At 42.8% G+C, this 13921-nt stretch carries 17 protein-coding genes; 13 read left to right on the top strand and 4 right to left on the bottom strand.

The window, feature by feature from the left end; translation table 11 throughout:
- Positions 1-15: 15 nt before the first annotated feature.
- The 7 genes from QUA97_RS06325 (at position 16) to QUA97_RS06295 (ending at position 3388) form a co-directional block, all read left to right on the top strand.
- On the top strand, positions 16-669 hold the full coding sequence (locus tag QUA97_RS06325) for a Uma2 family endonuclease (RefSeq protein WP_333193968.1): 654 nt from the start codon (positions 16-18) through the stop codon (positions 667-669).
- A gap of 12 nt (positions 670-681) precedes the next feature.
- Complete coding sequence (locus QUA97_RS06320; protein WP_194067175.1) at positions 682-1002, top strand: nucleoside triphosphate pyrophosphohydrolase; 321 nt, start codon at positions 682-684, stop codon at positions 1000-1002.
- 80 nt (positions 1003-1082) lie between these two features.
- On the top strand, positions 1083-1553 hold the full coding sequence (locus QUA97_RS06315) for a DNA phosphorothioation-associated protein 4 (protein WP_194067176.1): 471 nt from the start codon (positions 1083-1085) through the stop codon (positions 1551-1553).
- A 10-nt stretch (positions 1554-1563) separates the two neighbouring features.
- Positions 1564-2622, top strand: a complete 1059-nt coding sequence (locus QUA97_RS06310) for an endonuclease/exonuclease/phosphatase family protein (RefSeq protein WP_194067177.1) — start codon at positions 1564-1566, stop codon at positions 2620-2622.
- A gap of 77 nt (positions 2623-2699) precedes the next feature.
- Positions 2700-2888 carry a DUF6888 family protein gene (locus QUA97_RS06305; RefSeq protein WP_228049914.1) on the top strand — a complete coding sequence of 63 codons (189 nt, stop codon included), beginning with the start codon at positions 2700-2702 and terminating at the stop codon, positions 2886-2888.
- Positions 2827-3090: a DUF6887 family protein gene (locus QUA97_RS06300; RefSeq protein ID WP_228049915.1), complete on the top strand. Its 264-nt coding sequence runs from the start codon at positions 2827-2829 to the stop codon at positions 3088-3090. Before QUA97_RS06305 ends, QUA97_RS06300 begins: the two co-directional genes overlap by 62 nt.
- A gap of 61 nt (positions 3091-3151) precedes the next feature.
- Positions 3152-3388, top strand: a complete 237-nt coding sequence (locus tag QUA97_RS06295; RefSeq protein WP_194067179.1) for a hypothetical protein — start codon at positions 3152-3154, stop codon at positions 3386-3388.
- A gap of 96 nt (positions 3389-3484) precedes the next feature.
- Here the strand turns inward: QUA97_RS06295 and QUA97_RS28260 are convergent, their stop codons facing one another.
- The 3 genes from QUA97_RS28260 to QUA97_RS06280 all read right to left on the bottom strand — a co-directional run bounded on the left by QUA97_RS28260 (position 3485) and on the right by QUA97_RS06280 (position 5814).
- Positions 3485-3757, bottom strand: coding sequence for a PIN domain-containing protein (locus QUA97_RS28260; RefSeq protein WP_228049916.1), 273 nt, complete (start codon positions 3755-3757; stop codon positions 3485-3487).
- Positions 3758-3876: 119 nt separating this feature from the next.
- Positions 3877-4128 carry a DUF2281 domain-containing protein gene (locus tag QUA97_RS06285; protein WP_194067180.1) on the bottom strand — a complete coding sequence of 84 codons (252 nt, stop codon included), beginning with the start codon at positions 4126-4128 and terminating at the stop codon, positions 3877-3879.
- A 93-nt stretch (positions 4129-4221) separates the two neighbouring features.
- A complete protein-coding gene (locus QUA97_RS06280) occupies positions 4222-5814 on the bottom strand; it encodes a DGQHR domain-containing protein (protein ID WP_194067181.1) in 1593 nt (530 codons plus the stop codon).
- Positions 5815-6050: 236 nt separating this feature from the next.
- Here QUA97_RS06280 and dndB point away from each other — a divergent pair, with 236 nt between their 5' ends.
- The 4 genes from dndB to QUA97_RS06260 all read left to right on the top strand — a co-directional run bounded on the left by dndB (position 6051) and on the right by QUA97_RS06260 (position 10728).
- Positions 6051-7163 (top strand): DNA sulfur modification protein DndB, encoded by a 1113-nt coding sequence (gene dndB, locus QUA97_RS06275; RefSeq protein WP_333193959.1) that lies wholly within the window; start codon positions 6051-6053, stop codon positions 7161-7163.
- A gap of 164 nt (positions 7164-7327) precedes the next feature.
- Positions 7328-8296, top strand: a complete 969-nt coding sequence (locus QUA97_RS06270) for an HNH endonuclease (protein WP_194067183.1) — start codon at positions 7328-7330, stop codon at positions 8294-8296.
- A gap of 22 nt (positions 8297-8318) precedes the next feature.
- Positions 8319-10034, top strand: coding sequence for a DNA phosphorothioation system sulfurtransferase DndC (dndC, locus tag QUA97_RS06265; protein WP_333193956.1), 1716 nt, complete (start codon positions 8319-8321; stop codon positions 10032-10034).
- A gap of 130 nt (positions 10035-10164) precedes the next feature.
- A complete protein-coding gene (locus QUA97_RS06260) occupies positions 10165-10728 on the top strand; it encodes a GxxExxY protein (RefSeq protein ID WP_333193955.1) in 564 nt (187 codons plus the stop codon).
- Between the two features lie 39 nt (positions 10729-10767).
- On the opposite strand, the gene QUA97_RS06255 is transcribed toward QUA97_RS06260, so the two are convergent.
- Entirely contained in the window at positions 10768-10995 is a 228-nt protein-coding gene (locus QUA97_RS06255; protein WP_333193954.1) for a hypothetical protein, read from the bottom strand.
- 14 nt (positions 10996-11009) lie between these two features.
- Here QUA97_RS06255 and dndD point away from each other — a divergent pair, with 14 nt between their 5' ends.
- Together dndD and dndE are read left to right on the top strand one after the other, a co-directional pair.
- Complete coding sequence (gene dndD, locus QUA97_RS06250) at positions 11010-13007, top strand: DNA sulfur modification protein DndD (protein ID WP_333193953.1); 1998 nt, start codon at positions 11010-11012, stop codon at positions 13005-13007.
- Between the two features lie 288 nt (positions 13008-13295).
- Positions 13296-13697, top strand: a complete 402-nt coding sequence (gene dndE, locus QUA97_RS06245; protein ID WP_333193952.1) for a DNA sulfur modification protein DndE — start codon at positions 13296-13298, stop codon at positions 13695-13697.
- Positions 13698-13921 lie beyond the last annotated feature (224 nt).

The following is a 13921-nucleotide window of genomic DNA, read 5'->3' as shown; positions in this document are numbered from 1 at the left end:
TTGTAGAGGTGGATTATGGCTTCTAATTCGGCAATTACACAGGTTTTGGAAACGGATATTTGGGTGAAGGCGACATGGGAAGAGTTTCTAAATTTTGGTGAGGATTCAGCTTGGGAAAAAGGCAAGTTTTATTACTATCAAGAACACATGAGGGTAGAAATGTCACCAGTAGGGCCATTGCACAGTCGTCATAATTCAGTAGTTTCGAGAGTTGTCAATTTTTATACAGCTTTGAGAAATATCCGAATAGTTGAGTTAATTAATGCCAGTTTTCGCAAAACAGGTATTCGGGAATTTCAACCTGATTTGTCTTATTATATAGGTGAAGATTTTGAATTACCTCCTCGCACGAATACGCCAATTAATTTGAATGGGTTTGCACCTCCAGCTTTAGTGGTGGAAATAGGAGCATCTTCTAGTGCAGATGATTTGGGAGTAAAGCGTTTAATTTACGAACATTCCGAAGTCCAAGAATATTGGGCAGCAAATGCAAATACGAATGCTGTATTTGCATTTGCTATTACTGCAGGAGGGAGTGGGACAATTCAAGATTCACTGGTTTTACCGGGGCTGGAAATCGCGTTAGTTGAGGAAGCTTTGAATCGCAGTCAAACTCAAGATGATGGGGAAATTAATCGCTGGTTGATTCAAACTTTTAGTCAAGGTTAAAGGGAGTTTGACATGGAAAAAGAGTATCATAAGTTGGTGCGCGATCGCATTCCTGAAATTATTCGGCAAAGCGGGAGTGAATGCGATTTTGTCATTTTGTCCGATCGCGAATACCGTCAAGCTTTGCGCCAGAAATTGATTGAGGAAGCGGGGGAAGCAGCGGTGGCTGATGAGGATGATTTGGTGGCGGAATTGGCTGATTTGTCTGAGGTGATGGATGCGGTGATGCTGAATTTTGGCATTTCGGGCGATCGGCTTTTAGCCGAAAAAATCAAGCGCCGGGAAGCCAGAGGAAGTTTTGCCAAAAAAATTATGTTATTACGAACATTCTAAAAACTATCTGCGTTAATCTCTGTTGATCTGCTTGACATCTGCGGTTACTCTACCAATTTAAAAATTACATATTAATCCCAATGGCTGCTAACAGAATTAGAATTGCTAAAGACAAAGCCGATTTAGTGAAATCCTTAACTTTATTGGATAACAACTCCGGCCCTTTTCAGACTTACGCCGATGTCATTGTCTTTGCGGCATCCTTGGGAAATCAGCGGAAAAAGCGATCGCCCTTGGGGGAAATTTCTAAACGAGAACCCGGTGCCATTGATATTGATATTTTTATATCCAGGGGTTACGATATGGCGATCAAGCTAATTGCGATCGCCGAAACCAAAAATCCTCAAATTCTCTCCCATCTCGACGAACAATTGGAAGCAGAACGCTTGCAAATTTTTGAAGAATATGCTAATGGCGGACTGGAAATATTGCGAGAAGAATTTCGGGGTGCGGCGGATTATACCGATCGCCTTTTGTTGTTCTTAATCTCCCAAAGAGACAATCAAAATCGGTCAAATGAAGAATTCGATTTAAGCAAGTTCTTATTCTAACAAATTCCCCATGCCACACCTACCCGAAAATCTCATCAACAGAGGCTTCAAGCAATCTGCAAAATTTTTTGCTTACAGCTACTCAGTATTAATTATTTGCTATTTGATTCTAAAACTAATTTTTTGGGATAGCCAGTCCATTGTAGCCTTAGTTAGCACTTTTATCCCGTTAATTTTCTTCCCAACTTTCCTGCTTCCCATCATCGGATTGTTAATCATCAAAAAAAGATGGTTTTCGATTATTTCGGCGATCGCCTGCATTCTTCTAATAAGTTGGCTGCAAATAAAATACTTTTCTCCCACATTAATTGACAGCACAAACTCGCAACCGGGAATCAAGATTTTATCCCATAACGTCGGATGGTATACAACACAGTCACCAACTTTAGTTAAACTAATTGAACGGGAAAAACCAGATATTATATTTTTACAAGAAATCGTTCATAAACATACCGAAAAAGCATTCACTTGGCTAAAAGCAGACTACCCCTATCAAATTGGCATTCCCCCGGTAGGAATTCTCAGTAAATATCCCATTGTATCCAGCGAAATACTACACTTGGCCGATCATGCAGAAACGCAGCAGCGGGCCGTTATTAAATTTAAAGATCGAGAAATAGTCGTTTATAATATGCAAACTACCGGGCCTTGGTTTAAAAAATATAAAATTTTACCTTTTATCAAAATTCCAGTTTACAAATATGGCAAACGATCGCCTGAAATTCTAGATTTAGTTGAGCGAGTCAAGCAAGAAACTCTGCCCGTAATTGTCGCAGGCGATTTTAATATGACAGACGAAACTCAAGACTACTATAACCTGCAGAAAGTCCTGCAAGATTCTTTCCGAAAATCAGGATTTGGGTTTGGTTTTACCTGGCCTCACGGTTGGGAACTTAAGTTGCTGGTAAAACGCTCGAATTGGAAATTAAACTATCCCCTTTGTCGGATTGATTATATTTGGTATTCCCAGCATTGGGGTGCAAAATCGAGTTCGTCTTTGGAGGCTACCGAGTCCGATCATTTGCCCGTGGGGGCGGAATTGGTTTTGTTGAAACCACAAAATACTTAAGTTAAACTTAATGTATTAGTCAATTATTGCCTGGAGTTATCTGTTAAAATAACTTTTAGGTGGAGTGATTAAGTCTAATGCCTACTGCTGCCCAGCTTGAGAGTTTATATCGCATTTCTTATCAACTAACTTACACAATGCTTCAACCCATACATCTTGTTTGTGTTGACGATAGAACTCGTAACGTATACATATTGGCTGGGTATGATGAAGAGCTTGAGTTCCAAATTTTACCCAATGGGGAGTTTGCTGATGAGCCAAGTTAACTATAACGAAATGTCGAATGCTGAATTGAAAAAGTATTTTCTCAGACATCGAGGAGATAGAGCCGCTTTTCAGGCGTACTTAGACAGAATCAATCAGCATCCGCTGAGGATTATTGCAAGTCCCGGCGATCCTGATTTCGATCAGAAAGTTCAAGCCGCAATTCAGCAAAAGTTACAAGCCGCAAGAAATAGTAATAGTTAGCCATTTAACAAGTTAAATACAGTCTGCGCTTGAAAGTTTGTGATAAGAAGAGATACACCCCATGCACATTACTCTCACCATTCCTGAATATTTAGAACAGCAGCTTCTTGAGACAACTGGTAAACTCAACCTGCCGATCGAAACCCTGATTTTACAATCCCTAGGTCAACTGTTTGAAGAAGACAAAGACGCTCCATCTAAAGAAGATATTTTTAACAGTCTCCTGATTGCGCTTATGGAAGTAGAAGACGGCAAAGTTCACCCGATCGCAGAACTTTGGGATGGTATTGATGTCTGAACCACCAAGCATCCAGGTTCTGTTTGCGGATGAATTGGGGGATTACGATATACTCTTAAAAGTACGAATTTAACAACATTTTAGTTGGGAAGGTAGTCAATACCAGTCTGGGAACGCGAGTTCCGAAACTCTAGAAAATTCCTTGACATTGTGGGTAACGAGATTCGCTTGGAGAGCTACGGCTGTCCCTGCAATCAAAACATCGATCGGGCCGATGGGAGTACCTTGTTGCTCCAACTGTGCGCGAATTGTAGCAGCCGCAACAGCAGCATCGCGATCGAAAGCAATAACGTTAACTCGGCTCAAAAGTTGCTGAAGTTGTTGAGTGCGTTTGGCCGGCGAATTGGATTTAGCAATGCCGACTTGCAACTCAAAAATAACGATCGCAGAAACGACTATTTCCTGGGTAAAACATTAGCAATGTTTTGAGCAACTTGTCCTTGACCTTTGAAATAGTAGATCAAGGTGTTTGTATCCAAAACGTACATTTATAGACTCTCCCGCACAACATCTTGTCCAGATTCAGCACGAATATCTTCTAGAGATGGAAAATCTTTTACCCAAGTTCCAGCAAGGGAAAAAACAAGTTCAGCCCAAGGAATCGGAGAGTCTACAGTGTCTGTTTGCTGGTTCGCGCTCAAATGCTTAGCACAGACGAATTCAGCGAAAGTGAGAATTTCGCTAGCTTGGTCTTTGGGAAGGGTTTTGGCGATCGCATAAATCTGTTCAGCGATGGTCATAATCTGGTTATAGGTAAGGTGCAGATTCAATTATACAAAACTAATTTGCTTCCTGCTCAGTGTTAGTCGCTGTGGACTTTGCCCAATAGAAACTTAACTCAGCACCTGCGGCAATCCTACCTCTTTCGGATTCACAAACCTGCCATTAAAACTAACAGCTTTATCCTCAAAAGTCCTCGCTTGAGCCACAGCTTGCCGCAAATGAGCCCGATCCATATCGTCGTCAATTCCCGCCACCAAATATACAATTAACTTCGTCGCTAAATCCCTTCCAGAAACTAACACTCGCTTTTTATTCGGATCGTACAAAATCCCGTACCACGCAGACTCAGGATTGTCCATATGGCTAAATCCTTCATCCACATCGAATCTGCGGAGTTTGTCGAAAATAGATTTCAGCGAAATTTTCTTTCTAAATGCTAGAATTCCCAAAGCATTAGCTAAGGCAATTTGACCGACTGGACGGAACAAAATATTTCCCTCGCCCCCCGGCTTTTCAAAACTAAATCGGCGCAATTCTAAGGTTTCTTCGCTGCTTTCAATTCTTTGATAGCTAGGTAAAGTTGCTAAATTATCGAACAACTTCTTAAACTCTTCAATTCCCTCTTTTAGTTCATCATCTTCGGGACGCATGGGAATTAAACCTTTTTTTTCCGGCTTCCAATGGGGGAATTTGTATTCTAAATACCGTTCCGACATATCTTGCAGCGCTTGCAATGTTGTGAGTACAGTGGATTTGGCGGCGACTGTGGCGCTGTCCCAATTGACGCGGGGATTTCTGTTATCTTGCTCTTTTAATAAAGGATGGGTGACGGCAATTTTGCGGGCGCAAATCGCAAATCCGTTGTCTTCGTTTAATAATGCTAGCTGTCCCTGACTCAGCGTTACCGCCATCAGGTTAACGTGTACAAAGATCGATCGCACGCGCCGTTGTGCTTGCTGTCGGGTTTCCCCAGCCACAGCGGCCGGGATAAACTCAATCCCGATTTTTTCGTGAGCTAATGTGTGTACTTCGTCGGGGTCAATTTGATACTCTTGGGCTAAATCTTCGAGAGTAATTGCAGCGCCCACAGGTTTTTTATTTTTGTTGTATCTTTGCAGGATTCCGGTTTTAATTAAACTCATTAAACCTTGAACTCCCATCAGCCGGTGCTGGCCGTCTAAGGCGAAAATTGAGACTTTTTGAGAAACATCCAACAGCCCTAAATTCCCGTTTTTATCAAAGGATATAAATTCAGCAGCGGATTTAGTTGCTACGCCGTTTTCATCCCATTCTTCCGCGTGAGGATTGTCTACCCAGGGGGGACTGACGACTACTAAAACTGCGGGGAATTTGTGGGATTTTCTGGCTGCTAAATATTGAGTTAGTGGGGCTTGGCGCGACCAATCCAAGGGGCGCTGGATAATTTCGTCAATGGTTTCGTCGTCGCGGACAATGTTGTTAGTTTTGAGGTCAAATTTTTGTCGGAAAAGCGGCATTTGTGAGGCGAAACGGACGCGGGAATCTAACCATTCTAGGGTGACTGAACCGATGTAGGCTTCGGTGTTTCCCATGTGGGTTTTTTGTACAAAAATGCGATCGTCCTTTCCTAAATAATTATCTAATAACAGTGCGATTTCCTGCCTTTCGCGATGTTCTTTTTCCAAAAATTGGTTAGCGAGATCAGCCGCTGGGTTGGTATTCATTCGCAGTTTTTATATAATTACGCTATTTTTTCAAAAATATCATGGGTTAAAATTGATGTCAACTCTTGTTTTTTAAAAAGTTTTGTGAAATACTTGACTTATCTTGCTACAGCCCGGACAAATACCACAAGCCAGACCAAAAGTCAATAAATGTTAATTCCCGATGCCCGGTGCCCGATGCCCGATGCCCGATGCCCGATGCCCGATGCCCAATTCCCAATTCCCAATTCTAAAATATGTCCACTCCTTCCTTTGAATACATTTTGCCGGTAATTCGGGGCATTCAAGCGGGCCGCGAATATTACGTGTCGATGTGTCCGGTGCGTTTTTTGCCGAAATTGTTTCCTTTAGATTCTGAAGAAGTGCCGCCGTTTTTGCGGGCGAAACGGGCGCTTAACTGGGCTAGAATTCCCGAAATTGCTGATTATTTGGTCAATAATTCTGGGAATTATACTTGTGGGGCGATCGCCGCTTCGATTGATGCGGATATTACTTTTGAAGCTGTGGGAAATGAGGCGGAGGAACGCAAAATCGGTCGCTTGCGAGTGCCGATGGATGCTAAATTTACTATTAATGACGGACAGCATCGCAGGGCGGCTTTTGAGATGGCTTTGCAGGAAAATCCGCAGTTGGGATACGAGACGGTGGCGCTGATTTTGTTTCTGGATATTGGGTTGGAAAATTCGCAGCAAAAGTTTGCTGATTTGAACGGTTTTCAAGTTCCTTTGGAGTCGTCGCTAAGGGTACTTTACAACCACCGAGGCGATCGCGCTTTGGTTGTAAAATCGGTTTTTAAGCAGGTTGAGGTGTTCCGGTGTTTGACGGAGATGGAGAAGGGGAGTTTGAATGGGCGATCGCCCAAATTGTTTGCGCTAAGTGCGATCGATCGTGCTATCATGGCTTTGCTGTCCAACATTCACAGCAGCAAACAAACAAAACCCTCTCATTCTGGCACTACAAAACAGAAAAAAGAGGAAGAACTTGCTCAACAAATACAACAGGCTGTTAATTATTGGAATGCGGTTAGCAGTTTTATGCCCGATTGGCAATTAGTTCTGCAAAAGCAAGTTGCGGCGGGGGAAATGCGCCGGAATTGCGTGCACTGTCACAGTGTTGTGTTGGAGAGTTTGGGGGAAGTTGGGGCCGCTTTGTTGTCGGTTTTTCCTGAGAGTTGGGAGGAACGTTTGAGCCTTTTACTGCAGGTTGATTGGTCGATTTCTAATCCTGATTGGGAGGGCGGGATTTTGTTGAAAGGGGGAATTTCTAAGTCGAGGGCTAGTGTTAGTTGGATGACTGATTATTTGAAAAATCGGTTGGGTTTGGGAACCGCAGATGCAGCCCAAAAGTGATATAATGATCTCCGGTTTAGGCTAGAGAATTACTTGTTAGTCTGCTGACACTGCTTAACTTCTCTAGTTTCTGCATTATGGTCTTACTTTGCGGTTCTTAACTTTTTTTGAAAAGAGTGTAAAATTTTAGCTCTGATTATATTTAATCATAGTGGGAGGAAAAAATGACTGCAGGAGAAGAGTCCGAAAATAAAAATCTAGCGTACTATCGACAACGTTTTGCCACTCTTAATGTAAACAATACGCGCCAACGTGGTAAAGCTAATCATAAGCCAATCTTACTCTTGTCAATCATCGATCTAATTGCTCAAGGAATAATTAGGGAGAATCGAATTTATGTTTCCGACGACTTGATTCAAACATTTAACAAATATTGGAACATCTTAGGTTCTGAAGCTCACAATCGTGGTTTGTACTATCCATTTTGGCACTTGGAAGGCGATGGTTTCTGGCATAAAACATTAAAGTCTGGATTTAATGGTTCAAAGCCTAAAACAACTAACAAGCTAAGAGAAGCTGTAGAATACGCTAGTTGGGATAATGAATTATTCAATTTACTCCAAGACCAAAATTCTCGCTCGGAATTAATAGATACACTGGTAGCTGTCTGGTTTTCATCTAATAAGGATGATATTGGAGATATTTTGCAAGTTAATCAAGACTTTGAAAATGTTGCTCAGGCAGAAACAGAAATATCGGGCCTAGCAGGAAATATTGATGCAGAACCTCGATTCTATTTAACCAAATCGGCTGTAAGAAATGCTATTTTTAGGAAAGCCGTAGTACATACGTATGATTACAAATGTGCATTTTGTAGATTAAAAGTTATCAGGAATTTCACTCAAAATATTGTAGATGGCTCACATATCAAGCCGTTTTCAAAGTTTTATGACAATCAAATTAATAATGGGATATCATTGTGTAAAAATCATCATTGGGCTTTTGACCAGGGTTGGTTTGCTATAGATGATAATTACAGAATTATCGTCGCTAATGATTTAGAAGAGGAATCCCCCAATGCCAGAACTATGAAAGATTTTCATAGTGAAACTATTCTCCTGCCAACTTTAGACCAATATCTACCAAGACTTGAATCGCTACACTGGCATCGGGTGAATGTATTTAGAGCTTAATTACGTAACTGAGTTTGAAGAAATGACAGAAACAATGCTACCACTTTTTCCACCCCGTACCGTTAGGGATTTAGTAGAAGAAATAAAAAAATTAAGTCAACAAATTAGAGATTTATATTGTTTAGATGATATTCCTTGGGTGGTCGGATATTCTGGCGGAAAAGACAGCACTACCGTAGTGCAGCTTATCTGGTATGCAATAGCAGAATTACCAGCAGAAAAAAGAACAAAAAAAATTTATATTATCACAACCGATACACTGGTAGAAAACCCTATAGTTTCTACTTGGGTACGTCAGTCATTAAAACAGATGAAGTCTGCTGCTATAGAGCAACAGCTCCCAATAGAGCCTCATATGCTTTATCCAGATGTCAAAGATACTTTCTGGGTTAACTTGATGGGAAAAGGCTACCCAGCACCGAGACATGGATTTCGCTGGTGTACTGAACGCCTGAAAATCCTTCCTTCTAATCGGTTCGTTCGTGATGTGGTAAGAATCAATGGAGAAGTGATTCTCATATTGGGTACTCGCAAAGCTGAAAGTATTAAACGGGCTGCTTCAATGGAGAAACATGAAATAGGTCGCATGAGTGACCGCCTAAATGATAAATCGAGTTCCATTAAATCTCTACTTTATCAGAGTCCTAGTCTGCCTAATTCCCTAATTTATAGTCCGATAGAAGATTGGCGAACTGATGAAGTCTGGATTTATCTGAATCAGTGGTCTAATCCTTGGGAAAATAGCAACAAAGATTTATTTACTATGTATCGCGGTGCGACAGCAGACAATGAATGTCCTTTAGTTGTCGATACTTCTACGCCTAGCTGCGGCAGTTCTCGCTTTGGCTGCTGGGTTTGTACGATGGTAAGCCAAGATAAATCAATGGAGGCAATGATTCAAAATGATGAAGAAAAAGAATGGATGCAGCCTCTTCTCGATATTCGCAACGAATTAGATATAAAAGACGATCGCCCAAAAAGAGACTTCAGACGCATCTACGGTAGAGTAGAACTGTTTGAACGCAACATGGGCGACGACAAAACCTCCGTCGAACCCATACCCGGCCCGTACACCAAATTCTGGCGGGAACACTGGCTGAGACGAGTCTTGGAAGCACAAACCCACATCCGCAAAACCGCACCCGAAGAAATGCGCGACATTACCTTAATTACCCCGGAAGAACTTAGCGAAATCCGCCGCATTTGGTTGGAACAAAAGCACGAATTTGACGACAGTTTGCCCCGCATTTACGAAGAAGTCACGGGAGAACCCTTTGAAGATTCCCGTCCCGCCGCCGAAAGAAAACTCCTAGGTAGCGACGAATGGACTGCGATTGAAGAAATTTGCAGCGATGACAAAATGCACCTGGAATTGATGGCTAAACTCCTCGATACAGAACGTCAATACTACACAAAACCTCGCCGTACAGGTATTTACGCCGATTTGGACAAGTGTTTTGAAACCAGTTCGCGATCGCAGGATGAAGCTATTGGTAACGCCCACTATCAACGCAACTTAAAAACAGCGGTGGAAGCTGTTAAAGCAAATCCGACTGAGAACATTCAGCAAGTCAAAAGTGCGATCGCCCAAACCAACAGTTCCGCCAAAAACGATACCGTTGATATTGCCAAACTTAAAGAAGAACTGGAAAGCAACAGCAATCAAAGCAGACAGCTATCTTGGGCAGACATCAAATATTCTACTCCCGATGTAGAAGAGGAAAAACCTAGCGATTAGCACGTGCTAGCCTGCGGTCAAACCCAAACTTGTTGACAGCGACCCCGCCGAGTGATCGGATACAATAGGCTGTCAACTAACCTCATTATTACCCAACCCTCATCGTTTAAATTACCAAATTTTTACGACCATGATTAATCCTAATATTCCCCATCAGGATCTGACATACAGCATCATCGGCTGTGCAATGAGAGTACACCGGAGGACACAAAAAGGTTTAAGAGAAAAACATTACCAAAGAGCATTTGATGCAGAAATGCTTGAATCCGGTATTACAACAGAAATGGAATATCCCAGACAAATTTACGACGGTCAAGTTTGGATGGGAATCCTCTATCTAGACCATTGGGTCAATGAATGTATTGTAGTAGAGGATAAAGCCGTAAATTATCCAATGACCGATAAAGACCAAGCTCAAATCATAGCTTACTTAGCATCTACAGGAGCGAAAGTAGGTTTATTTATCAACTTTGGTCGCAGCAAATTAGAATATCACCGCATTCTTCCACCAAAATCTGTACAAGGTTGGCAAAAACACATTCAACCATACTTGTGGCGGCCGAAAACAAATGGCAGAGGCTGGATGAGGGGAAGTTCAGGAACATACGAAGAAACAGATGTCGAACTCCCCTTACCTCCTAGCATTGGGCCCCAAAACCAGGAGGAAGATTCAACAGATATAATCGATTGGTAGCAAAGGGGGAAGCGGTTAGCAGCGAATTTTGTAGCGGATTTAACGGATGTAACGGATGTAACGGATGATTAGTGGGAGATCACCAAATCCGCCACTAACCGCCGCCCCACCAACCACCCATCCGCTAAATCCGCGACCAAATCCGCCACTAACCGCCGCCCCACCAACCACCCATCCGCTAAATCCGTTACAAAATCCGCTGCTAACCGCCCCCCCCACCAACCAACTATCGGTTACAAAATCCCTCACCAATAATCCAGCAACCACCAACAACATCTACAATGCAATTCCTCGAACTCGTCCTCAAAAACTTCGGCCCCTACACAGGCATCCAAACCATCAATCTCCGCCCCGAAAAAGACGGCAATCCCCGCCCAGTCATATTACTTGGAGGCATGAACGGCGGTGGCAAAACCACCCTCATGGACGGCATCCGCCTCGCCCTTTACGGCGGCAGAGCCCAATGTTCCACCAGAGGAAATTTAAGCTACAGCGACTTCCTCAATCAATCCATCAACCGCCAAACTCCGCCATTTGAAGACACCCGCGTCGAACTAACATTTGAACAAATCCAAGACGACAAACTAACTCAATACAAAATAGTTAGATACTGGAAACCGGGCGACATAAAAGACACGTTAAGCATTCTCATATACAGCGAAATAGTCACCGATTGGTTTCCCGACAAAGCTATTAGCAACACCTGGGACGAATACATCGAAACTTTGCTACCAGTCGGCATCTCCAACTTATTTCTATTTGACGGCGAACAAGTCAAAGAACTAGCCGAACTCGAAACACCGCCCGAGTTTGTCGTCGGCGCAATTAAATCGCTTTTAGGTTTAGAATTAGCCGAACGCCTCGCCGTTGACTTAGAAATATTAGCCGGCCGCAAGCGCAAAGAAATTGCCGGCAAAAAAGACTTGGCAGCTTTAGAAAAAATAGAACAAACTTTTCAACAAATTACTGCTGAAAAAGAATTGCAAATTGAAAAAAGAGGCAGTTGCCAAAACGCATTAGACAAAGCCAAACAACACCAGCAGCAAGCATCAGACAAATTTATTTATGAAGGCGGCAAAATTGCAGCCGATCGCAGTTTTTTAGACAAACAACTAAACGACTACAAAACTGCTGCTGAAAAATCCCGTCAAGCCGCGATCGAACTAGCCTCAAAAGAATTGCCCTTAGCCCTAATTTCCCCCCTGCTAACCCAAGCCACAATCCAAGCAGAAACCGAAGCCAGCCGGCAGCAAGCAAAAATCGCCCAAAGTATTATCAAACAAAAAAGCGATCGCCTCCTGAACTACATCGCCGAAATATCCTTAAATCCCGAACAAATAGACAAAATTCAAGACTTCATCCGCCAAGAAAATAGAGAACTCGAACAGCAAGCCGGAAGCGACACCCCGCCCTGGTTAGCCGCCAGCAGTGAAAACATCCAGCAACTAGAAAACCTCCTCAGCTACCAAATCAAAGCCCAGGAAATAGCAGCCGCCAAACAAATAGCAGAAATCCAAAATATAGAATCTGAAATCGACTTCACCGACAGACAGCTAGCCGCTGCCGCTTCCCCCGAAGCCTACGAGAAACTAGAATCTGCCGTTAAAAATGCCCAAAAAACAGTCGCCAACGCAGCCGCGGACTTAGAATCAGCCAACCGCCGCATCGACGAATTAGACAAAGAATTAGCCAAAACCCAAAAAGAATTGGAAACCTACAGCAGCGAATACATCACCATCAGAAACAGCCAACACGTCATCGGTTCGATCGCCAAAGCCCAAGCTACCCTCAAACTATTTAAAGAAAAACTCACCCTCAAAAAACTCAACAAACTCGAAATAGAAATTACCGACTGTTTTCGCTACCTCTTGCACAAAACCGACTTGGTGCACAGAGTTGCGATCGATACCGAAACATTTAGCCTCTCGATTTACGATCCAGAAGGTAAACCTGTACCGAAACACCGACTTTCTGCCGGTGAAAAACAACTGCTGGCGATCGCCTTTTTGTGGGGATTAGCCAGAGTATCCGGGAGACAGTTACCAGTCGCGATCGACACTCCCCTGGGCCGCCTCGACTCCTCCCACAGAAACAACCTAGTCGAACGCTATTTCCCCTCAGCCAGCCACCAAGTCATCCTGCTTTCTACGGACACGGAGATTCGCAAAGTAGAATATGATAAGCTGCAAGAATTAGAGGCGATCGCCCGCAGCTACCTCCTCAACTACGACTCAGCTAAACGCCAAACCACCGTCGAACCCGGTTATTTTTGGGACTAAAAAATCGCGCCAAAATTTTCCGCAACCCCCTTGACTTTTACCTGGGAGTTGCGGTACTATATATATCATAATGGGATGGTTGCGAAAATTTTATTTTTGCCACCATCCCATTATATTAGGATATATCCTATTACAATCAGAATACCAAAAAACGCTGAATATATCAAGTCCGCGCCGTGTAAAAAATTGTTACTTTTAGTTTTTCAACTCTGTCAAAAAACGTAAATTTAGAGGCTGAGCCTCCCAAATATTAACACTCTTTACAAAATATCAAAACACTCTCAACCTATGGAACCACCAGTCGATCGCATCCTTTTATCTCAAACAGCCAAAGACCAACTGTCAAAACTCAAACGATCGACTAAAATCGATCGCTGGAACGTGCTGTGCAGGTGGGGGTTTTGCCGATCGCTCGCCGAGCCCAGCATCCCATCCCCAGTACCAATTCCCAGCGACAGCAACGTCGAATTAAGCTGGGATGTCTTCGGCGGCGACATGGCCGATATCCTGATAATGGCCCTCAAACAGCGGTGTCACCAAGACAATTTAGGCACAGAAAAAGAAACTCTAGCGAAACAGTTTCGCCTGCACTTGCACCGAGGGATTGGTTATTTGGCGGGCGATCCGAATATTAAGAAAATCGAAGACTTGGTGGCGATCGCTCTTTCGCCTGAAAAATTAAGAAGTTAACTCTCGGTTGACTGTTGACTGTTGACTGTTGATTGTTGATTGTTGATTGTTGATTGTTGATTGTTGATTGTTGACTGTTAGTTGTTATTTGTCAGTTGTTATTTGTTAGTTGTTATTGGGAATTGAGAAGTAGAAATTGGTAATTCGCAACCAATAACCAATAACCAATAACCAATAACCAATAACCAATAACCAATAACCAATAACCAATAACCAATAACCAA

This window comes from Microcoleus sp. CZ3-B2, from assembly GCF_036705055.1.
Lineage (GTDB): Bacteria > Cyanobacteriota > Cyanobacteriia > Cyanobacteriales > Microcoleaceae > Microcoleus.
Note: the sequence above shows the minus strand (reverse complement) of the source record. Positions and strands in the feature narration are given on the sequence as shown.

What these genes read in the sequence shown, in the direction of transcription:
- QUA97_RS06325 (WP_333193968.1), top strand. Translation starts at nt 16, where the DNA reads ATGGCTTCTAATTCGGCAATTACACAGGTTTTGGAAACGGATATTTGG.
- QUA97_RS06320 (WP_194067175.1), top strand. Translation starts at nt 682, where the DNA reads ATGGAAAAAGAGTATCATAAGTTGGTGCGCGATCGCATTCCTGAAATT.
- QUA97_RS06315 (WP_194067176.1), top strand. Translation starts at nt 1,083, where the DNA reads ATGGCTGCTAACAGAATTAGAATTGCTAAAGACAAAGCCGATTTAGTG.
- QUA97_RS06310 (WP_194067177.1), top strand. Translation starts at nt 1,564, where the DNA reads ATGCCACACCTACCCGAAAATCTCATCAACAGAGGCTTCAAGCAATCT.
- QUA97_RS06305 (WP_228049914.1), top strand. Translation starts at nt 2,700, where the DNA reads ATGCCTACTGCTGCCCAGCTTGAGAGTTTATATCGCATTTCTTATCAA.
- QUA97_RS06300 (WP_228049915.1), top strand. Translation starts at nt 2,827, where the DNA reads ATGATGAAGAGCTTGAGTTCCAAATTTTACCCAATGGGGAGTTTGCTG.
- QUA97_RS06295 (WP_194067179.1), top strand. Translation starts at nt 3,152, where the DNA reads ATGCACATTACTCTCACCATTCCTGAATATTTAGAACAGCAGCTTCTT.
- QUA97_RS06285 (WP_194067180.1), bottom strand. Translation starts at nt 4,128, where the DNA reads ATGACCATCGCTGAACAGATTTATGCGATCGCCAAAACCCTTCCCAAA.
- QUA97_RS06280 (WP_194067181.1), bottom strand. Translation starts at nt 5,814, where the DNA reads ATGAATACCAACCCAGCGGCTGATCTCGCTAACCAATTTTTGGAAAAA.
- dndB (WP_333193959.1), top strand. Translation starts at nt 6,051, where the DNA reads ATGTCCACTCCTTCCTTTGAATACATTTTGCCGGTAATTCGGGGCATT.
- QUA97_RS06270 (WP_194067183.1), top strand. Translation starts at nt 7,328, where the DNA reads ATGACTGCAGGAGAAGAGTCCGAAAATAAAAATCTAGCGTACTATCGA.
- dndC (WP_333193956.1), top strand. Translation starts at nt 8,319, where the DNA reads ATGACAGAAACAATGCTACCACTTTTTCCACCCCGTACCGTTAGGGAT.
- QUA97_RS06260 (WP_333193955.1), top strand. Translation starts at nt 10,165, where the DNA reads ATGATTAATCCTAATATTCCCCATCAGGATCTGACATACAGCATCATC.
- dndD (WP_333193953.1), top strand. Translation starts at nt 11,010, where the DNA reads ATGCAATTCCTCGAACTCGTCCTCAAAAACTTCGGCCCCTACACAGGC.
- dndE (WP_333193952.1), top strand. Translation starts at nt 13,296, where the DNA reads ATGGAACCACCAGTCGATCGCATCCTTTTATCTCAAACAGCCAAAGAC.